Raw genomic sequence first — 24498 nt, forward strand, 5'->3', positions numbered from 1 at the left:
CGAAGGAGGTTCCGTCTATGGAAGGTCCCGCGCGCACGTGATCAACGCGTGTAGTCAAGTGACGTCATTTGACTAGAGGTTCGCCAGAAAAAACAGACCTTGACTTGAACAGATCAATCACGTTATGCGGAGTGGCGGTTCGCATTGCGGACAGTTCCGCATGAAACCCCGACGGGCGCGTCCTCCGGCCCCCGTGTGGGGCGCCATGAATCCGTGCGCCCCCTGTGCACCGGCCCTGTAGGTCAGGTCACGCTTACTGTCCGTTCCCCTCGGGCACGCTCGCGGTTAGAGTCGCTTGGCGGAACGCCCTTGAGCCGGTGGAAAGCCAGGCCGACAGCCCCCGACTTCCGAGGACACGATGGCCATGCCCCGTCCGACTGTCGCTCAGTTCGCCTACGGCTCGTGCGCCGTGATCCTGTCGACCCTCGCGTTGCTGCTGCTGTCCGGGACGAGTTCCGGCGCGGGCGTCGCGGTGGTCGCCGTCGTGGCGCTCGCCCTGGGACTCGTGGTGGCCGTGCGCGTACCGGGCCCGGCGTCCCGCCGTCCCGCCGCGGCCCCGCCCGCGACGCCGCTCCCCGTGCGGGCCACGGTGCCGTCCCCGTCCCGCGAGCAGGTCCGCGAGCCGGTGCACGAGCGGGCGGCGTCCTGACACACCGCCCGCCCCGCGTAAGGCGATTTCCGGCCGCGTGGGCCACGCGGTGGTCCGGCGTCACCGGGCCGTGACCACGACGGTTCTGGCCGCCTTGTCGTGCAGTCCCTGCTTGTACGGCCGGTCGAAGTAGCTCCAGCCGCCCGAGATCGCGGTCCACACGCAGGCGCAGCAGAAGGCGAACGGCAGCCACAGCACGGCCGCGCGGATCAGCGCGGTCTGCACGGAGGGGTTGGAGCCGTCGGAGAGGTTGGCCACCCGCAGGCCCAGCCACTTCTTGCCGAGGGTGCGGCCGTAGCGGACGGCCATGAAGGTGTCGTACGCGATGTACAGGGCGGCGGCGATGACCGACTGGGCGAAGCTGTTGCCGACGTTGACCCGGTCGCCGTCGAAGTTGTACTCGCTGACCCCGACGGGCCAGGTGAGCAGCCAGACGACGATGCCGACGAGGATCATGTCGATGATGCGGGCGAGTGTGCGCCGGCCGCTGTCGGCGAGCGGGGGCATCCCGGCCAGCGGGTCGCCCGGCCCGCCGGGCCCGTACGGGCCGCCGCCGGGTCCGCCGCCGTAAGGGCCTCCGGGGCCTCCGCCGTAAGGGCCGCCGGGGCCTCCGCCGTATGGGCCGCCCGCTCCCCCGCCGCCGTAGGGGCCTGAGGCGCCGCCGCCCTCGTAGGGGTGGCCGCCGCCCTGGCCGGGCGGGGGCGTGGAGCCGGGGGTGTCGTACGGGGAGCCGGGGCCCGGGCCGGGGGCGCCCGGCGGGGGCTGTTTCCTGAACGGGTCGTCGTCCGGCGGAGGCTGCTTCCGGAACGGGTCCTCGTCCGGCGGCGGCTGACCGGAGCCGGGGGGCGGTTCGGTGGTCATGCCCCCGATCCGATCCCGAACCCCGCGGTCCCGCATCCGGCGGGCCGCCGTCCGGAGTACCGGCGCCGCCCGCCGGGCCGACATGCCGTCAGGCGGCTCGCGCGGGCGCGCGTGTCAGGCGGCGGCGACGAAGGTGTGCGCGGCCTTGTCGTGCCAGCACTGACGCCAGGGCTTGTCGAACAGGCACCACAGCACGCCGACGATCCCGAACACGAGCAGTCCGGGCACGCTGTAGACCAGCCAGCGCCGCAGGGCCGCGCCGAACTCCGGGGCCTCGTGCGCCTCGATGTCCCGCACCTCGATGCCCATGAGCCTCTTGCCCAGCGTGCGGCCCCACTTGACGGTGGGCAGCACCTCGAGGAGCACCCCGCCGAGCAGCAGGACGGCGAGGACGATGCCGAGGTGGACGGAGGTGGTGCCGTCGAGCAGCCACACCGTGACGGTCCGTCCGGACAGCTTGGCCGCCTCGATCTTCGCGTCGACGTGGTCCCAGGCCTTCATGCCGAGCGGCACGGCGGCCGCGGCGGTGACGGCGCCCAGGACGACCGTGTCGAGCAGCCGGGCGGCCAGCCGCCGGCCCAGGGTGGCGGGGCGGGCGGCGGCCTGGCGGCGGGCGGCGGCCTGGAACACGTCGTCGACCGGCGGCTTCCAGGGCGCGCCTGCGGCTCCGGGGAGGCGCCCGCGAGCCGGTGCACCTGCTGCGGCCAGGAGGGCTGCCCGCCCCCGGTCGGACGTCAGCGGGCGGAGGCGCGGGGCCGCTGCCGGAGTCGCCTGGCGGGGCGGCGGGGCGGAGGCGGGTCCTGTGGTCTGCGGGGCACGCCCGGCGGGTGGCCTGCTGGGCCGGACGGCGGGGCGCGGCGCGGACGCGGCGGCGGCTCGCTCGGCCGCGGCCTTCCCGGCGGCGAAACCGGGCCGTCCGGCGCCGGGCGCGTTGGTCTCCCCGGCACGCGGGGAGACCGCGCGGAAGGTCATGGTGCCCTCGTCGGGGGAGGCGGCGCCGGACGCCACCGGAGGCTCCGCGGAGCCGGCCGTCGGCCTGCGGAACACGAACGTCCCGTCCGCCTGCGGGGCGTTGGAGGAGGCGGCCGCCGGTTCGGACGCGTCCGGGCTGTGCGGCACACGGGGGTCGGCGCCCGCGGCGCCCCAGGAGACCTTGCGGTCCTGGTCGCCGCCGAAGCCGGTCTGGCGGGAGCGGTCGGCGCCCCAGGCGGAGGCGGGCTCGGGCCGGCTGCCGTGCTGGGCGTCGGCCGGGGACGGGGCCTTGGTGGACCCGCCCGCCGGGGCGGGCGCGTCGTCCGGGTCCTCGTCGAAGAAGTGCGGGCCGGTCTCCTCCACGGACGGCACGGCCGGGGCGGCGCCGGAGGACGCGGCCGGGGCCGCGCCGGGCGGCGGGGCGAGCGGCTCTCCGTCGGCGGGTGCCGGACGGCTGGTGCCCGGCACCCAGGAGGCGCCGTTCCAGTACCGGACGTAGCCGGGAATGGAGGGGTCCGGGTAGTACCCCTCGCGGGGCCTGTCGTCTCCGGGTGCCGGGGTTGGGGCGCTCATGTCCGTCGTCCCGTATCTGCTCGAGGGATGGGTCGGGGGCCACCACATCTATCAGACGGGCGGGGGCCGGACGTCCCGTCCGGCCGGACCCCACCCCTTTCGGGCACCTTCTCGGTCAGAAGAGCTTGCCCGGGTTCAGAATGTCCAGCGGATCGAAGGCGTGTTTCACGGCCCGCTGCATCTCCATGGACACCGGGCCCGCCTCCCGCGCCAGCCACTCCTTCTTCAGCACGCCGACGCCGTGTTCGCCGGTGATGGTGCCGCCGAGTTCCAGGCCGAGCGCCATGATCTCGTCGAAGGACTCGCGGGCCCGCCGGGACTCGTCCGGGTCGGAGGCGTCGAAGCAGACCGTCGGGTGGGTGTTGCCGTCGCCGGCGTGGGCGACGACGCCGATGGTCAGCCCGTGCTTCTCGGAGATCCGCTCGACGCCCTCGATCAGCTCCCCCAGCCGGGAGCGGGGCACGCACACGTCGTCGATCATCGTGGTGCCCTTGACGGCCTCCAGCGCGACCAGGGACATCCGGCGGGCCTGGAGCAGCATCTCCGACTCGGCGGCGTCCTCGGCGGGGACGACCTGGGTGGCGCCTGCCTCCTCGCACAGCGCGCCGACGGCGGCGAGGTCGGCGGCGGGGTCGGCGGTGTCGAACGCGGCCAGCAGCAGCGCCTCGGTGGACTCCGGCAGGCCCATGCGGGCCATGTCGTTGACCGCCTTGACGGTGGTGCGGTCCATCAGTTCGAGGAGGGACGGGACGTGACCGCCGGCCATGATGCGGCACACCGCGTCGCTCGCGGCGGCGCCGGAGGCGAACTCGGCGGCCAGCACCAGCTGCTCCGGCGGCTTGGGCCGCAGCGCGAGGACGGCGCGGACGACGATGCCGAGGGACCCCTCGGAGCCGACGAACAGCCGGGTCAGGTCGTAGCCGGCGACGCCCTTGACGGTGCGGCGGCCGGTGGTGAGCAGCCGCCCGTCGGCGAGGACGACGTCCAGGCCGAGGACGTACTCGGCGGTGACGCCGTACTTCACGCAGCACAGGCCGCCCGAGGCGGTGCCGATGTTGCCGCCGATGGTGCACATCTCCCAGCTGGACGGGTCCGGCGGGTAGGCGAGGCCGTGCTCGGCGACGGCGCGGGAGAGGGCGGCGTTGATGACGCCCGGTTCGACGACCGCGATCCGGTTGACCGGGTCGATCTCCAGAATGCGGTCCATCTTGGTCAGCGAGAGCACGATGCAGCCGTCGGTGGCGTTGGCGGCTCCGGACAGGCCGGTGCGGGCGCCCTGCGGGACGACCGGCACCCGCAGTTCGGTGGCGGTGCGCATCACGTGCTGGACCTGCTCGACCGTCCGGGGCAGCACCACCACCGCGGGGCTGCCGGCCGGGCAGAAGCTCGCCATGTCGTTGGCGTAGGAGGCAGTGACGTCCGGGTCGGTGAGGACGGCCTCCGCGGGCAGGCCGCCGAGCAGCCGGTCGACGAGAGGTCCGGCCGCCACCGCGTCTTCATCGCGTCGCGCTTCGATACGGCTCATGATCACAGCGTCGCACCCGGGGCCATCGGTGTGAACCCCGTGGAAGCGGCCGGGTCCCGTCGGAGTGTGATGATCATATGTAGGCGGTGTGTGACGCACAGTGTGCGCCATGGACGACACGCCTCGTGCGCGCAGACGGGGGCTCCGCCGCGCGCTGATCGCCTCGGCCGCCGGCGCCGCCGTGCTGGGCGGGGTGCTGGTGACGCTGCCGTGGGGCGGGCAGGAGCCACCCCCGGCGCCCACCCCGCCGGAGCGCGCCCTGGCCGCCGTGACCAGCGGTGTCCCGGCCGCGCTGGGCGACCTGGAGGCGCTGGCCGCCGAGCGCGAACGGCAGCTGCGCACCCACCCCCGGGACGCCCGCGCCTGGGCCGAACTGGGCGCGGCCCGGGTGGAGCAGGGGCTGCGGCTGTCCGACCCGCGCTACTGGCCGCGTGCCGAGAAGGCGCTGCGCACCGCGCTGGAGGTACGGAAGGACGACGTGCCGGCGCTGCGGACGATGGCCGTGCTGGCGAACGCCCGCCGCGACTACGCGAGCGCCCGCGCCTGGGGCGAGGCGGCACGGAAACTGGACCCCGGCCGGTGGACGACGTATCCGCCGCTGATCGAGGCGTCCGCAGGGCTCGGCGACGACGAGGAGGCCGGCCGGCTGCTGGAGAAGCTCGGGAAGCTGCGCTCGGGTCCGGAGGTGATGGTGCGGGCGGCGGCCGTCTACCGGGACCGGGGCTGGCGGGAGGACGCGGCGGCGAAGCTCGCGGACGCCGCGTCGGCCGCCGGCGAGCCCGCCGAGCGCGCCGCCTGTCTGGAGCGAGCCGGGCAGCTCGCCTGGGAGCGCGGCGACCGGGAGGACGCGCTGCGCCAGTTCCGGGAGGCGGTGCGCACCGACCCCGACCAGCGGGCGGCGTACGCCGGGCAGGGCAGGGTGCTGGCCGCGCTGGGCCGCACCACGGAGGCGCTGAACGCGTACCGCGCGGCGCTGGCGACGAATCCGCGGCCGGAGTACGCGCTGGAGCTGGGCGAGCTGTACGAGTCGCTGGGGATGCGGCCGGCCGCGGAGGAGCGGTACGCGCTGCTGCGGGAGCGGGTACGGCTGGCCGCCGCGCACGGCGCGGACGAGGAGCTGGTGCTGGGCCGGTTCGAGGCCGACCACGGGGATCCGGAGGCGGCGGTGCGGCGGCTGCGTGCGGAGTGGGAACGGCAGCCGTCGACGGAGGTCGCGGACGCGCTGGGCTGGGCGCTGCACCGGGCCGGGGAGCACGAGGAGGCGCTGCCGTTCGCGGTGCGGGCCACGGAGGGCACCGAGGGCGGGGGCGTGCGCAGCGCGCTGTTCGTCTACCACCGGGGGATGACCGAGCGCTCCCTGGAGCGGTACGGGGCCGCGCGCCGCCATCTGACGGAGGCGCTGCGGATCAACCCGTGGTTCTCGCCGCTGCACGCGCCCCGCGCGAAGGAGGCGCTGGCCCGCCTGGGTGAGCCGTCCGTCCAGGCGGGCCCCGAGTCCTCCTGAGGGCGCGCGGCGCCTACAGGTTGCCGCGCTTGGCCTGCTCGCGCTCGATCGCCTCGAACAGGGCCTTGAAGTTGCCCTTGCCGAAGCCCATGGAGCCGTGGCGCTCGATCATCTCGAAGAAGACGGTCGGACGGTCCTGGACCGGCTTGGTGAAGATCTGCAGCAGGTAGCCGTCCTCGTCGCGGTCGACGAGGATCTTCAGCTCGCGCAGGGTCTCCACGGGCACGCGGGTCTCGCCCGCCCACTCGCCGAGGGTGTCGTAGTACGAGTCCGGGGTGTCCAGGAACTGCACGCCGGCGGCGCGCATCTGGCGGACGGTGTGCACGATGTCGTTGGTGTTCAGCGCGATGTGCTGGACGCCGGCGCCGCCGTAGAACTCCAGGTACTCGTCGATCTGGGACTTCTTCTTGGCGACGGCGGGCTCGTTGATCGGGAACTTGACCTTGAGCGTGCCGTCGGCCACGACCTTCGACATCAGCGCGCTGTACTCGGTCGCGATGTCGTCGCCCACGAACTCCTTCATGTTCGTGAAGCCCATGACCTTGTTGTAGAACTCGACCCACTCGTTCATCCGGCCGAGCTCGACGTTGCCGACGCAGTGGTCGACGGCCTGGAAGGACCGCTTGGCCGGGGGCTCGACGATCGGGTCGGCGGAGACGTAGCCGGGCAGGTAGGGGCCGTCGTAGCCGCCGCGCTCGACCAGGGTGTGGCGGGTCTGGCCGTAGGTGGCGATGGCGGCCAGCACCACGGTGCCGTGCTCGTCCTTCAGCTCGTACGGCTCGGCGACGGAGGTGGCGCCGTGCTCGATCGCGTACTCGTACGCGGCGCGCGCGTCCGGCACCTCGATGGCGAGGTCGATCACGCCGTCGCCGTGCGCGGCCACGTGGTCCTCGAGGAAGGCGCCCCACTCGGTGGACCGCTTGATCACCGAGGTGAACACGAAGCGGGCCGAGCCGCTCTCCAGCACGTAGGAGGCGGTCTCGCGGCTGCCGTTCTCCGGTCCGGAGTAGGCGACGAGCTGCATGCCGAAGGCGGTGGAGTAGTAGTGCGCCGCCTGCTTGGCGTTGCCCACGGCGAAGACGACCGCGTCCATTCCCTTGACCGGGAAGGGGTCTGCCTGCCGTGCGGTGTCGGGAGCGGTGTGTGTGGTCTGCGTCATAGGGGCAGGGTGGAACAGCCCTGCAAGGTGCGCAATAGTTCGCGCATTCACTGGGCAACATGCCCATGCGAAGGCCCGTCTCGGCGGGCTTTCTGTACAGGATGACCACTGGGGAGAGCGGTATGGCGATCGATCATCTGGACGGGCGGATCATCCTGCTGCTGGCGCGTGAGCCGCGGATCGGGGTGCTGGAGATGTCCCGCCGGCTGGGGGTGGCACGCGGGACCGTGCAGGCCAGGCTGGACCGCCTTCAGTCGAACGGAGTCATCCGCGGATTCGGCCCCCAGGTGGATCCCGCGGCCCTCGGCTACCCGGTCACCGCGTTCGCCACCCTGCAGATCAGACAGGGTCAAGGCGCCGACGTACGGGCCCACTTGGCGACCGTTCCGGAGGTCCTGGAGCTGCACACCACCACCGGGACGGGGGACATGCTGTGCCGGCTCGTGGCTCGCTCGAACGCCGATCTTCAACGGGTGATCGACCGCGTCGTCGGTTTTGATGGCATCGTCCGGGCGTCCACGGCGATCGTCATGGAGAACCCCGTTCCGCTGCGGATCATCCCGCTCGTGGAGCAGGCCGCGCTCGGCGAGTGACCGGACCTGGCCGAGCTGGGGGTGAACGGACGTGAACTTCTGGGAGTACCTGGAGAGCCGGCACCAGCAGCTGCTCGTCGACGCCTACCAGCACGCCAGCGTCGTCTTCCAGTGCATGGTGGTGGCCACCGCCCTCGGTGTGCTCATCGGCATCGTCACCTACCGCAGCGAGTGGGCGGGCAGCCTCGCCACCACCGTCACGGCGACCCTGCTGACCGTCCCGGCGCTGGCCATGATCGGCCTGCTCATCCCGATCGTGGGGCTGGGCGTGCCGCCGACCGTGATCGCGCTGACCCTGTACGGGCTGCTGCCCATCGTGCGGAACGCGATCGTCGGTCTGCGCGGGGTCGATCCGGCGCTGGTGGACGCGGCCACGGGCATCGGCATGTCCCGGCTGTCCCGGCTGGTGCGGGTGGAGCTGCCGCTGGCGTGGCCGCCGATCCTCACCGGGATCCGCGTCTCCACGCAGATGCTGATGGGCATCGCGGCCATCGCCGCGTTCGCCTCCGGACCCGGACTCGGCAACCTGATCTTCCGCGGGATCGCATCCCTGGGCAGCAAGAACGCGCTGAACCAGGTGCTCGCCGGCACCCTCGGGATCGTCGTCCTCGCCCTGCTGTTCGACGCCGCGTACGTCCTGATCGGACGGCTGACCATCTCCAGGGGGATCCGTGCCTGAGCCGGAGACGACCGAGGCCGCTCCCCCGTCGTCCGGGGCGGCCATCGAGCTGGAGGGCCTCACCAAGCGCTACCCGGGCAGCGACCGGCCCGCCGTGGACAACGTCAGCATGGAGATCGGGGCGGGCGAGACGGTGGTCCTCGTCGGCCCCTCCGGGTGCGGGAAGTCCACCACCCTGAAGATGATCAACCGGCTGATCGAGCCGACCGGCGGCCGGATCCGCATCGGCGGCGACGACGTCACCGACATGGACCCGGTGAAGCTGCGCCGCACCATCGGCTACGCGATCCAGGCGAGCGGGCTGTTCCCGCACATGACCGTCGCGCAGAACATCGCCCTGGTGCCGAAGATGCTGCGCTGGCCCACCGGGCGGCTGCGGGACCGGGTGGAGGAGATGCTGGACCTGGTCGGCCTGGACCCCGGCGAGTTCCGCGACCGCTATCCGCGCCAGCTCTCCGGCGGCCAGCAGCAGCGGGTCGGCGTGGCGCGGGCGCTGGCGGCGGACCCGCCGGTGCTGCTGATGGACGAGCCGTTCGGCGCGGTCGACCCGATCACCCGGGACCACCTCCAGGACGAGCTGATCCGGCTCCAGCGGGAGCTGCACAAAACGATCGTGTTCGTCACCCATGACTTCGACGAGGCGATCAAGATCGGCGACCGGATCGCGGTGCTGCGCGAGCAGTCCCACATCGCCCAGTTCGACACCCCGGAGGCGATCCTCACCAACCCCGCCGACGACTTCGTGTCCGGCTTCGTCGGCGCGGGCGCGGCGCTGAAGCGGCTCAACCTCACCCGGGTCGGGGACGTGACGATCACCGACTACCCGACGGTGGGCGTCGACGACCCTTTGGAGGGGATCTCCGCCCGGCTGCGCTCCGCCGGCACGGACGAGGTGCTGGTGCTGGACAAGCGGGGCCGCCCCTACAAGTGGCTGCGGCGCGGTGACATCGTGCGCGCCCAGGGGTCGCTGGCCCGGGCGGGCGTCCTGGTGCACGACACGGTGACCCGGGACGCGACCCTGCGGGACGCGCTGGAGGCCGTGCTCACCGACAACACGGGCCGCGTCGCGGTGACCGGGCGGCGCGGCGCGTACGAGGGTGTCGTGGACGTGGAGACACTGATGAACTCGGTGCACGAGCTGCTGGAGGCGGACCGTCTCGAGGCGCGGGAGTCGCAGGCGGGACTGGAGGAGCAGCGGTCCGCGCAGACGCACGCCGAGCAGGAGGGGGCGGACCCCTCGGGCGACCGCGGGGAGGCGCAGGCGTGAGGACCTCCGAGGGTCGGCGGCCCGAGGGCGGGCCCGGGGTGCGTGAGGAGGCGGGTCCCGACGGGGAGGAGGCCCCTCCCCCGGTCCGGCCGGCCGTGGCGCCGGCGCGGGTGACCTGGCAGAAGCTGACGCTGCTGCCGCTGCTGCTGATCGCCGTGCTGCTGGCGACCTGGCTGTGGTTCGAGCAGGCCGACCTGGACGCCCTCACCCGTAACGCGCTGTCGGACGGGCGGGTGTCGAAGGCGCTGTGGCAGCACATCGAGCTGACCCTGATCTCGACGTTCTTCGTGCTGATCATCGCCATCCCGCTGGGCATCCTGCTGACCCGGGGGCAGGTGAGCAGGGCCACCCCGGTGGTGATGACGCTCGCCAACATCGGCCAGGCCACCCCGGCGATCGGTCTGCTGGCGCTGCTGGTGATCTGGCTGGGCATCGGCCGCCGGGCGGCCCTGATCGGCATCATCGCCTACGCGGTGCTGCCGGTGCTGTCCAACACCATCGCCGGGCTGCGGGCCAACGACCCGGCGCTGCTGGAGGCGGCCCGCGGCATCGGCATGTCCCCGGTGGGCGTCCTCACCCGGGTGGAGCTGCCGCTCGCCGTGCCGCTGATCCTCGCGGGCGTGCGCACCGCACTGGTGCTGAACGTCGGCACGGCGACGCTCGCCACCTTCGGCGGGGGCGGCGGGCTGGGCGTGCTGATCACCACCGGGATCACCAGCCAGCGGATGCCGGTGCTGGTGGTGGGGTCGGTGCTCACCGTCGCGCTGGCCCTGCTGGTGGACTGGCTGGCCTCGCTGGCGGAGCTGCTGCTGCGGCCGCGCGGCCTGGAGGCCGGGCCGTGAGCGGGCGTGCGGGGGCACGGCTGGCCTGTGCGGCGCTGCTGCTGGCGGTGGTGTCGGGGTGCGGGCTGACCAGCGGGTCGCCCATGGTCGACGATGTGGAGCCGGGCACGATCGGGCAGGGCAAGCCGCTGGAGGGCGCGAAACTCACCGTGACGTCCAAGGAGTTCACCGAGCAGCTGATCCTCGGCGCGATCATGGGCATCGCCTTCGAGGCGGCGGGCGCGGAGGTGGTGGACCGGACCGGCATCCAGGGCTCGGTCGGTTCGCGGGAGGCGGTCGTCAAGGGCGAGGCGGACGCCGGGTTCGAGTACACGGGCACGGCGTGGATCACGTACCAGGGCAACAGCCGGCCGATCCCCGACCCGCACGAGCAGTGGCTGGCGGTGCGGGACGCCGACAAGAAGAACGGCGTGACCTGGCTGGAGCCGTCGGAGCTGAACAACACGTACGCCCTGGCCATGAACCAGGCCAACTACGAGCGGTACCACACCCGCACCCTGTCGGAGGTGGCGGAGCTGTCGAAGACCGACCCGGGCGCGGTGACGCTGTGCGTGGAGGGCGAGTTCGCCAACCGCGCGGACGGGCTGCCCGGCATGGCGAAGGCGTACGGGATGGACATCCCGGCGGGCAACATCACGCAGATGGACTCCGGGATCATCTACACGCAGACGGCCAAGGGCGCCTGCACCTACGGCGAGGTGTTCACCACCGACGGGCGGATCAAGTCCATGAACCTGGTGGTGATGGAGGACGACAAGAAGTTCTTCCCCAACTACAACGCCGCCCCGACCGTGCACAGCGAGACGCTGAAGAAATGGCCCGAGATCGCCGAGGTCCTCGCCCCGGTGACGGAGAAGCTGGACAACAACGTGGCGCAGACCCTGAACGCCCGGGTCGACGTCGACGGGGAGGACCCCCACCAGGTCGCGCTGGACTGGATGGTGGCCGAGGGGTTCGTGAAGGAGGGGTAGTGGGCGCCGGGTCAGCAGGCGGGGACCTTGCCGGTGCCCTTCTCCAGGGCGACGAGCGCGTCCACGGCGCCCTTGAGCGTGGTCACGGGGACCAGGCGCAGGCCCTTCGGCAGTTCGGCCTTGGCCTCGCCGCACTCGTCGCGCGGGACGAGGAAGACGGTGGCGCCGTCCCGCCTGGCCGCCTGTGTCTTCAGCGGCACGCCGCCGACCGCGCCGACCCGGCCCTCGGCGTCGATGGTGCCGGTGCCGGCCACGACCCGGCCGCCGGTGAGGTCGCCGCCGCTGCCGTCGCCGTCCAGCTTGTCGACGATGCCGAGGGAGAACAGCAGTCCGGCGCTCGGGCCGCCGACGTCGGCGAGCTTCAGGCTGATGTCGATGCCCTGGTTCTCCCGGCCGAGGTACTTCAGCGCGGCCCGGGTGGCCTCGTCCTGGGACTCCTTCATCTGCTTCCGGTTGTACTGCTCGATCTCCTGGACGTCGTCCCCGCTGGGGTAGACGGCGTCGCGGGGCATGACCGCCTCGTCGGTGCGGAACCAGCTGTCGATCACCTGCGGCAGGCTGACGCGGGTGTCGGGCGAGGTCGCCTCGATGGTGGTCATCCGCAGCTGTCCCGTGGTCTTCCGGACATCGGTGCCGGAGATGGTGATGACCTGCTGTCCCTTGTTCTCGCCGAGTACGTCGGCCGTCATCCCGGGCTGCGCCACGGAGAAGGGCAGCGGCGCGAGCACGGCGGTGGCCAGCAACGCGACGGCCGGGGCGGCGCAGACGGCCAGGGCCTGGGGACGGGTGAGGCGAGTGAGCACGGGGCCAATCTAACGTGACGGGGGTGGGGGGCCGGCGGCCACCGGGGGGCAGAGGGCTGTCACATGCCGGGTGCGGGCCGTGCGGGGCCGTTCGCGCGGTTCCCCGCGCCCCTGACGACTGCGGGCAGTCGTGCCGCTGAGGGCGGCACGGGTGGGCGCAGGCGGCACCCCTTAAGCGGGCCCGCGCCACACCCCGTACGGCTGGGCGCGCAGTTCCCCGCGCCTCTGGAGGGGCGGTCAGCGCAGGGCCTCGGCGACCTCCCGGGCCGCCTCCACCACGCGCTTGCCGACCCGCTCCGGTACGACCTCCGCCAGCATGACCACGCCCACGCTCCCCTCGACGCCCGTGACGCCCACCAGCGGCGCGGCGGCCCCGCAGGCGCCGGTCTCCAGTTCGCCGTGGGTCAGGGTGTAGCCGGGGTCGCCGGGGGCCTTCTGCCGTGCGGCGAGTATCGCCTTGCCGGCCGCTCCGCGGTCCAGGGGGTGCCGGAAGCCGGCCCGGTAGGCCACGTGGTAGTCGGTCCACGACGGCTCCACCACCGCCACCGCGAGGGCCTCCGCGCCGTCGACGAGGGTCAGGTGGGCGGTCGCGCCGATGTCCTCCGCGAGGGACCGCAGCGCCGGCATCGCCGCCTCCCGTACCAGCGGGTGCACCTGCCGTCCCAGACGCAGCACGCCGAGGCCGACCCGCGCCCGGCCGCCCAGGTCGCGGCGGACCAGCGCGTGCTGCTCGAGCGTGGCGAGCAACCTGTACACGACGGTCCGGTTGACGCCCAGTTTGTGGGAAAGCTCGGTGACGGTCAGCCCGTGGTCCGTGTCGGCGAGCAGTTTCAGGACCCGTAGGCCCCTGTCGAGCGTCTGAGAGGTCTCCGCGGTCACGACGCCCACTCCTTCAGTGGTGAGGTCGACAGCCCTCTCCCCGCATGTGCGTCACCGGTCCCGGCGGTCACGCGCTTCAGAGGGCCGCCGATCGGCCGGCGGCCCGGTCCAGTCCCGGGCACAGTCGCTTCACGGCTGCGCTCCGCGGCGGCGCTGCCACGGGGCGTGTGCGTAGCGGGGACAGTAGCGAGCCGGTCCGCTGAGCGGAAGGCTCCGTCCAGAATCCGGTCACCAGTTGAACAAACTGGTCACTTTTTTCCCGGTATGCACACAGGGGGACCGCTCCCGCTCACTTCACCGTCCACAAGACGCACAGGTGTCTCACCGCATGCGGGTGGCCCACTCCTGCACCTTGGCGATCCGCTGCCGCAGCTGTCCCGCCGTCGCCTCCGCGGAGGGCGGGCCGCCGCACACGCGGCGCAGCTCGGTGTGGATCACGCCGTGCGGCTTGCCGCTCTGGTGGACGTAGGCGCCGACGAGCGAGTTGAGCTTCTTGCGCAGCTCCATCATCTCCTTGTGGGAGACCACGGGCCGCCGCTCGGCGGGCAGTTCGAGCAGGTCGGCCTCCTCGGCCGGCTTCTTCTTGCTGTGCGCGATCTGCCGGGCCTGGCGCTTCTGCAGCAGCAGCTGCACCTGGTCGGGCTCCAGCAGGCCGGGGATGCCGAGGTAGTCCTGCTCCTCCTCGCTGCCCGGGTGCGCCTGCATGCCGAACTCGGCGCCGTTGTACATCACCCGGTCGAAGACGGCGTCGGACTCCAGCGCCTCGAAGGGCAGCATGTCCTGCTCGCCGGTGTCCTCGTCCTGCTGCTTGTTCGCCTCGTCCATCTCCTTCTCGGACTCGGCGTACGGGTCCTCCTCGCCCTCCTTCTTGGGCTTGTCGAGGACGTGGTCGCGCTCGCGCTCCATCTCGTTGGCGAAGCCGAGCAGGTCGGGGACGGTCGGCAGGAACACGGACGCGGTCTCGCCGCGTCGCCTGGACCGCACGAAACGGCCGACGGCCTGGGCGAAGAACAGCGGCGTGGAGATCGTGGTGGCGTACACGCCGACCGCGAGGCGCGGGACGTCGACGCCCTCGGACACCATGCGGACGGCGACCATCCAGCGGTCGTCGCTCGCGCTGAACTCGTCGATCCGCTTGGACGCGCCGGCGTCGTCGGAGAGGACGAGGGTGGCCTTGTGGCCGGTGATGTCACGGATCAGCTTGGCGTAGGCGCGGGCGGACTCCTGGTCGGAGGCGATCACCAGGGCGCCGGCGTCCGGGATGGCCTTCCTGACCTCGGTGAGCCGCTGGTCGGCGGCGCGCAGCACGGACGGCATCCACTCGCCGCGCGGGTCGAGGGCGGTGCGCCAGGCCTGGCTGATCGCGTCCTTCGTCATGGGCTCGCCGAGCCGGGCGGCGATCTCGTCGCCGGCCTTGGTGCGCCAGCGCATGTTGCCGCTGTACGACATGAAGATCACCGGCCGGACGACGCCGTCGGCGAGGGCGGAGCCGTACCCGTAGGTGTAGTCGGCGGACGACCGGCGGATCCCGTCGTCGCCCTCCTCGTACGTCACGAACGGGATGGGGTTGGTGTCCGAGCGGAACGGCGTACCGGTCAGCGCGAGGCGGCGGGTGGCCGGCTCGAACGCCTCCAGGCAGGCCTCGCCCCACGACTTCGAGTCGCCGGCGTGGTGGATCTCGTCCAGGATCACGAGCGTCTTGCGCTGCTCGACACGGTTGCGGTGCAGCATGGGGCGCACGCCGACACCGGCGTACGTGACGGCGACGCCGTCGTACTCCCGGCCGAGGGGGCCCGCGCTGTACTCCGGGTCGAGCTTGATGCCTATCCGCGCGGCGGCCTCCGCCCACTGCTTCTTCAGATGCTCGGTGGGCGCGACGACGGTCACCTGCTGCACGACGTGGTGGTGCAGCAGCCAGGACGCCAGCGTCAGCGCGAACGTGGTCTTGCCGGCGCCGGGAGTGGCGACCGCGAGGAAGTCACGGGGCTGAGCCTGGAGGTACTTGTCCATCGCCCCTTGCTGCCAGGCGCGCAGCTTGCCGGCGGTACCCCAGGGGGCACGGCCGGGGAAGGCCGGGGACAGGTGGTGCGAGGCGGTGCCGGCGGTGGTAGTCACGATCTCCGGGAGGGTGGTTCGGGCGGCTCTGGTACGTGGGACGACCGGGCCACCCTACCGATGGCCCACCGCTCCACACGCCGCCGAAGCCCCGGGTCGCCCACGGGTGGGACCCACGTCACAACGTCTTGAGCCGCACGGCGATCTCCCTCACGTCGCCGACCGCCCCGGACGCCGCATCCACGACCAGCGTGTACGCGGCGTCCTGGTCGGCGTGCAGCAGGTCGACGCCGTTCAGGGCGAGGAAGGTGGCCGCGGCCAGCCAGGCGGTGCGCTTGTTGCCGTCGACGAACGGGTGGTTCGTGGCGAGGGCGTGCAGCAGGGCGGCCGCCTGCTCGTACAGGTCCTGATAGGCCGGGGTGCCGAACATGCGGGCGCGCGGGCGGTGCACGGCCGAGGCGAGCAGCCCTGGCGTGCGCGCCACCGGCGGGGCGCCGCCGAACGCGACCTCGGCGATCTCCGTGACCTCGTCTACGGTGAGGTGCCGCGTCATTCGCCCAGCCTCCTCAGCAGTTCCGCGTGCTCCGCCGCTAGGCGTTCGGCGACCGCGCGCACCTGCCGGCCCTCCTCGTGGAGGCGGCGGCGCAGCGCGTCCAGCGCGACGTCCTCGGGCGTGAGGTCCTGCGCGTCCGCGAGGTCGTGCAGGGCCTGGAGCAGGGCGGAGTCGGGGCGGATTACCAGTTCGGACATGGCCGGATGATACTGACTGACCGCGACCGGCCGCTCACAGATTGCAGGCGGGCCGCTCCTCCGGGCGGAGCCGGGTGGCTATCCACACCCCCGCCAGCGCCACCGCCGCCATCGGCAGGAACACCGCGGCGAAGGCGGCCGGGTGGGAGCCGGTGGCCTCCGTGGCCGCGTGGCTGACGGTGCCGCCGCCGAGGGCGGCGAAGGCGGCGCCGCCGATCGCCAGGAGGAGGACGTTGGAGAGGCCGTCGGAGATCTGGAGGGCGGCGGAGTTGGTGCCGGCCTCCTCGGGCGCGGAGAGCTGGAGCAGCAGCACGCTGGTGGAGGAGATCACCAGGCCCATGCCGAAGCAGCCGAACGCCCACGCCACCGCCAGCGTCCAGGCGGGCACGGAGTGGATCAGCACGCTCGGCGCCGCCGCGATCGCGAACGCGACCAGCAGCATCCCGACGGTCATCAGCCGCTCCCGGTGCGGCTCCAGGCGGGGCCGGGACTGCACCCAGGAGCCCAGCGCCCAGGTGCCGCCGCCCGCCGCGAGGGAGAAGCCGGCGAGCGTGGGGCTGAGTCCGCGCTGGGTGACCAGCATCAGCGGGACGAAGGACTCCGCCGCGATGAACGACCCGGCGGCGACCCCGCGCAGCAGCACCACCGAGGGCAGGCCGCGCGCCGCGCGCCATGTGCCCCGCGGGAGCAGGCCGAGGACCGCCGGGACCAGCAGGGCGATGCCCAGGGCGCCCGGCAGCAGGGACAGCCAGCGCAGGTCCTGCGCGGCGTACTGGAGCAGGCCCGCCCCGAAGGAGATGGCGAGGGCCAGCCGGATACGGCGGCGGTCGAAGGAGGCCGGGGCCTCGGCGGCGTCCCCGACCGGGCCGGAGGCGAGCCGCCGGATCTGGGGCAGGGCCAGCGCCACCGGGAGCACCACGATCACCGGGATGCCGAGGAACACCCAGCGCCAGCCGAGGTGCTCGGTCACCGCGCCGGAGGCGAGCGGGCCGACGATCGACGGGACGACCCAGGCGGCCGCGAACGCCGCCATGATGGCCGGGCGCAGCCGCTCGGGATAGGCGCGGCCGACGACGACGTACAGGGCGACGATCACCAGGCCGCCGCCGAGACCCTGCACGGCGCGGCCCAGGATGAACAGCCACATCGCGCCCGCGGTGCCGGCGATCAGCAGCCCGGCCGCGAAGGAGGCGATGCCCCAGGTGAGCGGGGCGAGCGGGCCGCGCCGGTCGGACCACTGGCCGGACAGCACCATGCCGAAGAGGCTGGTGGTGAAGTACCCGGAGAACGCGAACGCGTACAGGGAGACGCCGTTCAGCTCGCGCGCCGCCACGGGCATCGCCGTGCCCACCGCCGTCGCCTCGAAGGCGATCAGCAGCACGACGGAGACGACTCCGATGCTCAGCGCCCGGTACCGGCGGCTGAGGACGGTGTCGTCGGGGACGACGGCCGGGGCGGGCGCGCCGGCGGGCTCGGCGACACCCGTGTCGCGGGAGTTGGGGGCGGTCATGCCCGCCAGGGTAAGGGCCACGGGCCTGTTTGACCCCTGTCGGGGGTCGGGACCTGCACCGGGACCTTGGTCGTAGGACCCGAGGCACCTCGGGGTCCTTTCCCTTTGTGAACGGCGCATGGCAGTCGCGTTGCACGCCCCGGTGTCCCCTTGAGCCCCGCGAGCGAACCGCCTTACGGTCGAAGTACCGGTCAGGGAGCGGCGCCGTCCGACGCCTCACCCCGCCGACACGGCCGTGTGCCCGAGTGGTTCAGGGACTCGCCTGCAAAGCGAGTTACGCGGGTTCGATTCCCGCCACGGCCTCCGAGAAAGGGCGGACACCCCACACTCTCCGGGGGTGCCCGCCCTTTCGACGTGCGCGTGGAAGCAGCGCGCCCCCCTGCCGCGGAGAGCCGGGGTTTACAACACCCCGCCCGCCTCGTCCTGGAAGAGCCGCGTCCAGTAGTGCCAGTCCGTGTCCTCCGTCGTGCCCGTGGGGTCGACCGAGGCGAGGACCTGGATCATCGTCAGGGCGAGCTGGTCGTAGGCGTCGCTCGTGAGGGCGTGGCCGGAGGCCTCGTCGAGGGAGCGCTCCCGGTGCAGGAGCCAGAGGGTGAACGCCAGCGTGGAGATGTCCGTGTTCAGCGGGCGCAGCGCGCCGTCCGACTCGCTCCAGCTCAGCACCGCCCCCGTCGCCCCGTCGACGACCAGGCCGTGGTCGTCGATCAGGTGCCCGACGCGTATCAGCCGGTCGGCGTGGGCCGGGAGGAGACCCGGCGGGAAGCCGCTGCCGCAGTCGTCGGCCGCGTACTCCGTGAGCGTGCGCAGCGGCTGGTCCGTGTCCAGGGAGAACAGGAAGCCGTCCTCGGGCAGGCCCGTCTCGCGCAGGAAGCGGCGGGTGGGCTCGTGCGTGAGCGTCGCGGGGAAGTCGACCTCCTCGAAGCGGACCACGCCGCCCCGGCCGAACTCCTCGTCCAGCAGGCGCAGCGGGAGGTCCAGGGCGAGGCCCGACGCCGTGCCGGGGCCGGCGACCAGGGCGAGGGGGCGGATCAGCGCCGCCATCCGCCAGAACGGCGCGGGCTCGCCGTCCGCGCCCTCCTCGAACACCGCGAGCAGCTGCCGCGAGGCCTCCGCGACCGCCTTGGTGCCGTACCGGCCGGCGTAGGCGGCGAACTGGCCGCGCAGGCCCGCCAGTTCGTCCGTGGCCGCCGCGAAGCGGACGAATGTCGGCAGGGAGGGGGCGAGCGGGCGGCAGTCCATGAGGTCGGGCCGGTCCTGGACGTACGCGCTGGAGACCTCGCCGGTCGCGCCGTCGAGCAGCACCGACTCCGGCTCCAGGCCCGCCGGGACGGCGAACGCGCCGATGACGAGCCGGTCGCGCAGGGCCGGCGACAGCCGGTCGGCGGCGCCCGTCACCTCGGCGACCGTGCGCGGGCCGCCGGGGCGGGCCGTCTCCGTGAAGCGGAACAGGCCGTTGTAGCACGGCAGTCCGGGTCCGGTCAGCCAGCTCCGCGTCGACGCGTGCGTGACCTGGGGACCGAGGTCGTCCTCGGTGAGTGTGATCGCCCTCGCGACAACGGTGTCGGTCGTGCTCATGATTCCCCCGCGATACGTGTGCTCGGTCCCGGGCCCGCGAACGTCCCGCCCCGGGCAGGACGGCCCGCGCCCTGCCGGGCCCACGGCCGTCCCCCACTGCTCCGAAGAGTACGCCGCGCCACTGACAACGCATCGGAAACGGGAAGCGCGGCCGGCGCCCTGTACCTCAAGACGCGCGGGAGGCCCCGAGCGTTGCCCCGCCGGGCCGACCGGCCCGGCGGAATCGCTCAGTTGGAGGTCACCACGGCGGCCTGCGGGCGGATCGGCAGGCGGTTCACCGGGCGGCCGGTGGCGGCGCGCACGGCGGAGGCGATCGCGGCCGGCGAGGCCACCACCGGCGCCGCGCTGACGGCCTTCGCGCCGAACGGCGCGACCACGTCCCGCTCCTCGACGAGCTTCACGATCCGGATGTCGGGCGCGTCCAGCGCGGTCGGCAGGGCGTACCCGGTGAGGTCGGGGTGGCGGATCAGGCCGCGCGGGGTGCGCAGGTTCTCGGTGAGCGCGGCGCCCAGGCCCTGGGTGACGCCCGCCTCGATGCGCGCGGCGAGCTGCGCGGGGTTGAGCACCCGGCCCACGTCCTGCGCGACGGCGAGCTCCACGACCCGGACCGAGCCCAGCTCGATGTCGACGTCCACGACGGCGCGGATCGCGCAGAAGGCCATGCCGACGAAGGCGTCGCCCTGCCCGGCCTCGTCCAGCGGCTCGGTGGGGTGCGGCCGGCACTGCGCGGTCGCCCACAGCTCCTTGCCGTCCATGGCCTCGGTGACGGTCGTGGACAGCACGCCGTCGTACGAGGTGATCTTGCCGTCGGTGATCTGGAGCAGCTCGGTGGACATGCCGAACTTGTGCGCCAGCGGCTGGAGGAGCTGGGTGCGGACCATCTTGGCCGCGCGCTCCACGGCCCCGCCCGACACCCAGGTGTGGCGTCCGCGGCAGCCGGCCCCGGCCGGGGGCTGGTCGGTGTCGACGGGCACCACGTGCACCTCGTCGATGCCGAGGGTCTCCTGCACGATCTGCCGGGCCAGCGTGGAGAAGCCCTGCCCGGTCTCGACGGCCGCGCACAGCACGGTCGCCACGCCGTTCTGGACGCGCACGGTGGCCGTGGAGACCTCGTCGGCGCCCTCGGCGCCCAGCATGTGCACCATGCCCAGGCCGTAGCCGACGCCCCGGCGCACCGCGGCGGGTTCGCCCGCGCCCTCGGGGCCGCCGGGCAGCAGCCACTCGTCCTCGGGGGTGTCCTTGGGCAGCGGCGGCAGCGGGAAGTCCCGTACGGCTTCGAGCAGTTCGGCGACGGGGGCGGGGCAGGTGACGGTCTGGCCGGTGGGCAGCACGTCGCCGGTGGCCATCACGTTCCGCATCCGCACCTCGGCCGGGTCCAGGCCGAGCTTCTTGGCGAGCTTGTCCATCTGCGCCTCGTACGCGGCGCACACCTGCATCGCGCCCTCGCCGCGCACATGCCCGGAGGGCGGGTTGTTGGTGCGCACCGCCCAGCCCTCGATGAAGGCGTTGGGCACGACGTACGGGCCGCAGGCGAAGGCGACGGCGGCGGCCAGGGCGTCGGAGGAGGTGCCGGCGTAGGCGCCCGCGTCGAGCAGGATCTGCGCCTCGACCTTGACCAGCTTGCCCTCGGCGTCGGCGTGGTGGCGGTAGCGCAGCAGGGTGGGGTGGCGGTGGGTGTGGCCGAGGAAGGACTCCTCGCGCGTGGCGGCGAGCTTCACCGGGCAGCCGGTCTTCAGCGCGAGCAGCCCGAGGGGCAGCTGGAAGCTCTGGTCCTCGCGGTCGGCGGTGGCGCCGGGCACACCGGTGACGACGATCTTGACCTGGTCCTGCTGGAGGCCGAACGCGGCGGCGGCGGTGTCCCGGTCGCCGTGCGGGTCGGTGGACGCCAGGTACAGCTCGACCCCGCCGTCCGGGCGGGGCACGGCGAGCCCGGCCTCGGCCCCTATGGGGGCGGGGTCCTGGCGGCCGATGCGGTACAGGCCCTCGACGACGACCTCGCCGACCGCGTCCGCGTCGCCGTGGCGCAGCGGGATGTGCCGGACCAGGTTGCCGTCGGGGTGCAGCGGCTCGGCCTCGAAGGCCTGCTCGGGGTCGGTCACCGGGTCGAGCACCTCGTACTCGACGATGACCGCGGCGGCGGCCATGCGCGCGGTGTCGGGGTGGTCGGCGGCGACGGCGGCCAGCGGCTCGCCGTGGTGGCGTACGACCTCGGAGGCGAAGACGGGGCGGTCGGCCTTGCCGCGGCCGAGCACCGAGGTGCCGGGGACGTCCTCGTGGGTGACGACCGCGCGGACGCCGGGCATCTCGCGCGCGTGCGTGGTGTCGATCGACTTGATGCGCGCGTGCGGGTGCGGGGAGCGCAGCACGGCGGCCCACAGCAGGCCCTCGGCCCACAGGTCGGCGGCGTACGGGAAGGTGCCCTCGGTCTTGGCGCGCGCGTCGGCGGCCGGGAGGGAGGCGCCGAGTCCGCGGCGCGGGCCGGTCTCCTCCTCGGTGGCCGCGTCGGCGGTCTGCACGGTGGCTGCTTCGTTGCTCACGCCTGGCCTCCGTCCTGGCCGTGGGACTGGTCCTGCGGGGCGACGCCGAACGCCGAGGGGTTGACCCCTCCGGCGCCGGGGCCCGCCTGGTGCGGGATGCGGGGGGCGCCGTCGTCGTCCGCGGCGGCCTCGGCCTCGGCGTGCGCCTCGCGTTCGGCGACGACCTCCTGCACGGCGTTCACCACGCCCCGGTAGCCGGAGCAGCGGCACAGGTTGCCGCACAGGGCCTGGCGGGTCTCCAGCTCGGTCGGGGCCGGGTTGCCCTCCAGCAGGTCGTGCACGGTCATCGCCATGCCGGGCACGCAGAAGCCGCACTGCACGGCGCCGCAGCGGGCGAGGGCGCGCTGCACGTCGGAGGGGCGGCCGTCCTGGGCCAGTCCCTCGACGGTGCGGACCTCGCTGCCGGCCGCGGTGACGGCGGGGACCAGGCAGGACGCGACGAGGCGCCCGTCCACCTGGACGTTGCACGCGCCGCACTCACCCTGCGAGCAGCCGTCCTTGGCGCCGGCGAGACCGAGGCGCTCGCGCAGCACGTAGAGCAGGGACTCGCCGATCCACGCGTCGCTGACGGGCCGGTCGGTGCCGTTGACGCGGAGCACGTAGGAGGCGAGGGGGTGGTCGTCGTGGGGGGCCACGAGGACCTCGGCGACGGGGGCGTCCGCGTCGTCGGCGGCCTCGGGAGCGCCCGGGGCGTCCGGGGTCTCGCCGTCGGCGGAGGGCTCCGCAGCGTCCTCCGAGGCCTCCGAGGGCCCTTCGGAGGCCTCGGGAGCCCCCTCGGCGTCCTCAGGGCGCTCGGGGTCGCCGTCGGCCTCGGACGGGCCGGAGACGGGCTCCTCGGCGTCCTGGGGAGCCTGCGGGTGCTCGTGGCCGCCGTCGTCGGCCCCGGCGTCCCTGTCGGCGCTCTCCTCGGACTCCCACTGCTGCTCGGGGTGTTCCTCGGCGGGCAGCGGCTGGGAGGCCTGCGGGACGTCCTGTGCGGAGGCGTCCTCGGCGGGGGCCGCCTGCTCCGGGGAGGCGCCGGGGGCACCCGGGTAGGCGGGCTGGGCGCCGTGCTGGTGGGCGGAGGGGTCCTGCGTCCCGTGGGCCTGGCCGTGCTCGCCGCCCTGGCCGCCCTGGCCACCCTGGCCGCCCTGGCCGTCGTAGGCGCCGGGCTGCGGCCCGTACGGACCGCCCTGCTGCTGGTGCTCCTGCGGCACGCCGGGTACGCCGGGCCCCCAGGGCGTGCCGATGGACTGGGACTCGGCCCAGGGGGCCGCGGCGCCGCCCGGAAGGGTCGCCGGCGGGGTGCCGCCCCACTGCTCGACCAGGGAGGACGTGGTGAACTCGCCGGACTCGTCCGGCAGGTCGCCGCCCGCCACGGGGATCGACCACTGCCCGGTGACGTCCTGCCCGGGCGCCTGGCCGTGCCCCTGCTGCTGTCCCGCGGGGTCGTGACCCTGCGCGTGCTGGTGTCCCTGCGGGTGCTGCTGCTGCCCCTGCGCGTGCTGCTGGGCCTGCGCGTGCTGATGCCCCTGCGCGTTCGGGTCGTAGGCCCACTGGCCGCTCGCGCCGGGGTCGTAGCCGTACGGGTCGCCCGCCGCCGCGCCCGGGTCGTGCCACTGGGCGCCGTCGACGGGGGCGCCGGGGGCGGCCCAGCTGCCGGTGGCCGCCGGGTCGGTGCCCGCGGTGGTGGCCGGCGTGACGGTGATCTGCGGCGGGACGTAGCCGTGGCCGGGTGCGGCCAGCGGGCTCTCCATGGCGTCCAGCAGGGCGTCTATGCCGCCCTCCGGGAGGTTCACGAAGGCCGTGGCGCCGTCGTCGTAGTCGCCCTGCGGCAGCGGGTCCCAGCGGCTGCCGCCCGGAGGCGTGCCGCCCTGTCCGTGCTGGTCGTCGGTCACGACAACGCCCTCCCCAGTGCTCGTCGGGCCAGCGCGGCGACGGTGCGCCGCAGGTGCAGTACCGCGGGCGGCAGCGGCGGGACGGTGCCGTCCTCGCCGGGCGCGGCGTCGGGGATGCAGGCCGCGGCGACGTACTCCCCGAAGGCGCTGAGCGCCTCGGGGACGATCGCGCGGTTGTTGTCCCAGTCGATGAGCTGCGCGACCCACTGCTCGGCCTCCAGGGGCCGCAGCGGCATCGGCGCTATGGCGCCCACCGCGCAGCGCACCCCGCGCCGGGCGGGGTCGAGCACGAGAGCGACGGAGGCGACGGCGCGGCCGGGTCCGGTGCGGCCGGTCGCCTTCAGGAAGACCTGGGGGGCGTGCAGCAGCGGTACGCGCACGTAGCCGATCAGCTCGCCGGGGCGCAGCACGTCCATGCCGGCCAGCAGGTGCGACACCGGGACCTCGCGGCGGGCGCCGCCCGGGCCCGCGACGATCAGCGTCGCCTCCAGGGCGGCCAGCACGGGCAGCGCGTCCCCGGTGGGGGCGGCGGAGGCGATGTTGCCGCCGAGGGTGCCGGCGTTGCGGATGTGCGGGGGTCCGGCGGCGCGCGCGGCGGCGGCGAGCGCGGGGATGAGCGCGGCGAAGTCGGGGCGCCCCATGCGCGCGTGCGTGAGTCCGGCGCCGAGCAGCGCGTGTCCGTCCAGGTACTGCCAGCCGCGGATCTCGCTGATCTTGCCGAGGCCGACCAGCGCGGCGGGCCTGAGCTGCCCGGAGTTGACGGCGGCCATCAGGTCGGTGCCGCCCGCGACGGGCACGGCGGCGGGCGTGGCGGTGAGCGCCGCCACGGCCTCGTCCAGCGTCGTGGGCAGCGTCACGGCCTGCGCCGCCTGCGGTGCGTGCGTGCTCAAAACCGGCTGCCCCTTCCCGCTGCCCCA

Annotated in this window: 20 protein-coding genes, 1 tRNA gene and 1 pseudogene; 8 read left to right on the top strand and 14 right to left on the bottom strand. The window is 73.8% G+C overall.

Annotated features, from left to right (window positions below; genetic code table 11):
* Positions 1-364: 364 nt before the first annotated feature.
* On the top strand, positions 365-649 hold the full coding sequence (locus tag AY578_RS12365; protein ID WP_026243854.1) for a hypothetical protein: 285 nt from the start codon (positions 365-367) through the stop codon (positions 647-649).
* Between the two features lie 60 nt (positions 650-709).
* On the opposite strand, the gene AY578_RS12370 is transcribed toward AY578_RS12365, so the two are convergent.
* From AY578_RS12370 to AY578_RS12380, 3 genes and pseudogenes are all read right to left on the bottom strand, one after another.
* On the bottom strand, positions 710-1510 hold the full coding sequence (locus AY578_RS12370) for an RDD family protein (RefSeq protein ID WP_028959162.1): 801 nt from the start codon (positions 1508-1510) through the stop codon (positions 710-712).
* 114 nt (positions 1511-1624) lie between these two features.
* A pseudogene (locus tag AY578_RS12375) lies at positions 1625-3055 on the bottom strand (RDD family protein).
* Between the two features lie 115 nt (positions 3056-3170).
* Positions 3171-4586, bottom strand: coding sequence for an FAD-binding oxidoreductase (locus AY578_RS12380; protein ID WP_026243853.1), 1416 nt, complete (start codon positions 4584-4586; stop codon positions 3171-3173).
* 103 nt (positions 4587-4689) lie between these two features.
* Between AY578_RS12380 and AY578_RS12385 the strand changes: the two genes are divergently transcribed.
* A complete protein-coding gene (locus tag AY578_RS12385; RefSeq protein ID WP_258902361.1) occupies positions 4690-6084 on the top strand; it encodes a tetratricopeptide repeat protein in 1395 nt (464 codons plus the stop codon).
* 13 nt (positions 6085-6097) lie between these two features.
* On the opposite strand, the gene hppD is transcribed toward AY578_RS12385, so the two are convergent.
* Entirely contained in the window at positions 6098-7243 is a 1146-nt protein-coding gene (gene hppD / locus AY578_RS12390) for a 4-hydroxyphenylpyruvate dioxygenase (RefSeq protein WP_026243851.1), read from the bottom strand.
* A 122-nt stretch (positions 7244-7365) separates the two neighbouring features.
* Here hppD and AY578_RS12395 point away from each other — a divergent pair, with 122 nt between their 5' ends.
* The 5 genes from AY578_RS12395 (at position 7366) to AY578_RS12415 (ending at position 11595) form a co-directional block, all read left to right on the top strand.
* Complete coding sequence (locus AY578_RS12395) at positions 7366-7836, top strand: Lrp/AsnC family transcriptional regulator (RefSeq protein WP_006134418.1); 471 nt, start codon at positions 7366-7368, stop codon at positions 7834-7836.
* A 31-nt stretch (positions 7837-7867) separates the two neighbouring features.
* A complete protein-coding gene (locus AY578_RS12400; RefSeq protein ID WP_019525066.1) occupies positions 7868-8515 on the top strand; it encodes an ABC transporter permease in 648 nt (215 codons plus the stop codon).
* Positions 8508-9782, top strand: a complete 1275-nt coding sequence (locus AY578_RS12405; RefSeq protein WP_258902362.1) for a betaine/proline/choline family ABC transporter ATP-binding protein — start codon at positions 8508-8510, stop codon at positions 9780-9782. The genes AY578_RS12400 and AY578_RS12405 overlap by 8 nt, the downstream gene beginning before the upstream one ends.
* Positions 9779-10624, top strand: a complete 846-nt coding sequence (locus AY578_RS12410; RefSeq protein ID WP_028959158.1) for an ABC transporter permease — start codon at positions 9779-9781, stop codon at positions 10622-10624. Before AY578_RS12405 ends, AY578_RS12410 begins: the two co-directional genes overlap by 4 nt.
* Positions 10625-10707: 83 nt before the next feature.
* Positions 10708-11595, top strand: coding sequence for a glycine betaine ABC transporter substrate-binding protein (locus AY578_RS12415; protein ID WP_251143005.1), 888 nt, complete (start codon positions 10708-10710; stop codon positions 11593-11595).
* A gap of 11 nt (positions 11596-11606) precedes the next feature.
* Here the strand turns inward: AY578_RS12415 and AY578_RS12420 are convergent, their stop codons facing one another.
* The 6 genes from AY578_RS12420 to AY578_RS12445 form a co-directional block, all read right to left on the bottom strand.
* Positions 11607-12398, bottom strand: a complete 792-nt coding sequence (locus tag AY578_RS12420) for a S16 family serine protease (RefSeq protein WP_019525062.1) — start codon at positions 12396-12398, stop codon at positions 11607-11609.
* A gap of 237 nt (positions 12399-12635) precedes the next feature.
* Positions 12636-13277: an IclR family transcriptional regulator gene (locus tag AY578_RS12425; protein WP_019525061.1), complete on the bottom strand. Its 642-nt coding sequence runs from the start codon at positions 13275-13277 to the stop codon at positions 12636-12638.
* 321 nt (positions 13278-13598) lie between these two features.
* Positions 13599-15392, bottom strand: a complete 1794-nt coding sequence (locus AY578_RS12430) for a DEAD/DEAH box helicase (protein ID WP_019525060.1) — start codon at positions 15390-15392, stop codon at positions 13599-13601.
* 118 nt (positions 15393-15510) lie between these two features.
* Entirely contained in the window at positions 15511-15885 is a 375-nt protein-coding gene (locus tag AY578_RS12435) for a type II toxin-antitoxin system death-on-curing family toxin (protein WP_258902363.1), read from the bottom strand.
* Positions 15882-16082 carry a hypothetical protein gene (locus AY578_RS12440; RefSeq protein ID WP_210633920.1) on the bottom strand — a complete coding sequence of 67 codons (201 nt, stop codon included), beginning with the start codon at positions 16080-16082 and terminating at the stop codon, positions 15882-15884. The genes AY578_RS12435 and AY578_RS12440 overlap by 4 nt, the downstream gene beginning before the upstream one ends.
* 34 nt (positions 16083-16116) lie before the next feature.
* Positions 16117-17592, bottom strand: a complete 1476-nt coding sequence (locus AY578_RS12445; RefSeq protein ID WP_258902364.1) for an MFS transporter — start codon at positions 17590-17592, stop codon at positions 16117-16119.
* A 231-nt stretch (positions 17593-17823) separates the two neighbouring features.
* Here AY578_RS12445 and AY578_RS12450 point away from each other — a divergent pair.
* Positions 17824-17895: transfer RNA gene (locus AY578_RS12450), tRNA-Cys, on the top strand.
* 96 nt (positions 17896-17991) lie between these two features.
* Here AY578_RS12450 and AY578_RS12455 read toward each other — a convergent pair.
* The 4 genes from AY578_RS12455 to AY578_RS12470 form a co-directional block, all read right to left on the bottom strand.
* Entirely contained in the window at positions 17992-19167 is a 1176-nt protein-coding gene (locus AY578_RS12455; protein WP_019525056.1) for an SUKH-4 family immunity protein, read from the bottom strand.
* Between the two features lie 227 nt (positions 19168-19394).
* The gene (locus tag AY578_RS12460) at positions 19395-21704 is read right to left on the bottom strand and encodes a xanthine dehydrogenase family protein molybdopterin-binding subunit (protein WP_019525055.1); all 2310 of its coding nucleotides are present in this window, start codon (positions 21702-21704) and stop codon (positions 19395-19397) included.
* Positions 21701-23581, bottom strand: coding sequence for a 2Fe-2S iron-sulfur cluster-binding protein (locus tag AY578_RS12465; RefSeq protein ID WP_258902365.1), 1881 nt, complete (start codon positions 23579-23581; stop codon positions 21701-21703). Before AY578_RS12465 ends, AY578_RS12460 begins: the two co-directional genes overlap by 4 nt.
* Positions 23578-24471, bottom strand: coding sequence for an FAD binding domain-containing protein (locus tag AY578_RS12470; protein WP_019525053.1), 894 nt, complete (start codon positions 24469-24471; stop codon positions 23578-23580). Before AY578_RS12470 ends, AY578_RS12465 begins: the two co-directional genes overlap by 4 nt.
* Positions 24472-24498: the final 27 nt, after the last annotated feature.

The organism is Streptomyces thermocarboxydus (assembly GCF_024760485.1).
Taxonomy (GTDB): domain Bacteria; phylum Actinomycetota; class Actinomycetes; order Streptomycetales; family Streptomycetaceae; genus Streptomyces; species Streptomyces cellulosae.

Excerpts from the sequence above, each read along its gene's own strand:
- AY578_RS12365 (WP_026243854.1), top strand. The coding sequence starts at position 365 with ATGCCCCGTCCGACTGTCGCTCAGTTCGCCTACGGCTCGTGCGCCGTG.
- AY578_RS12370 (WP_028959162.1), bottom strand. The coding sequence starts at position 1,510 with ATGACCACCGAACCGCCCCCCGGCTCCGGTCAGCCGCCGCCGGACGAG.
- AY578_RS12385 (WP_258902361.1), top strand. The coding sequence starts at position 4,690 with ATGGACGACACGCCTCGTGCGCGCAGACGGGGGCTCCGCCGCGCGCTG.
- hppD (WP_026243851.1), bottom strand. The coding sequence starts at position 7,243 with ATGACGCAGACCACACACACCGCTCCCGACACCGCACGGCAGGCAGAC.
- AY578_RS12395 (WP_006134418.1), top strand. The coding sequence starts at position 7,366 with ATGGCGATCGATCATCTGGACGGGCGGATCATCCTGCTGCTGGCGCGT.
- AY578_RS12415 (WP_251143005.1), top strand. The coding sequence starts at position 10,708 with ATGGTCGACGATGTGGAGCCGGGCACGATCGGGCAGGGCAAGCCGCTG.
- AY578_RS12435 (WP_258902363.1), bottom strand. The coding sequence starts at position 15,885 with ATGACGCGGCACCTCACCGTAGACGAGGTCACGGAGATCGCCGAGGTC.
- AY578_RS12440 (WP_210633920.1), bottom strand. The coding sequence starts at position 16,082 with ATGTCCGAACTGGTAATCCGCCCCGACTCCGCCCTGCTCCAGGCCCTG.
- AY578_RS12445 (WP_258902364.1), bottom strand. The coding sequence starts at position 17,592 with ATGACCGCCCCCAACTCCCGCGACACGGGTGTCGCCGAGCCCGCCGGC.
- AY578_RS12455 (WP_019525056.1), bottom strand. The coding sequence starts at position 19,167 with ATGAGCACGACCGACACCGTTGTCGCGAGGGCGATCACACTCACCGAG.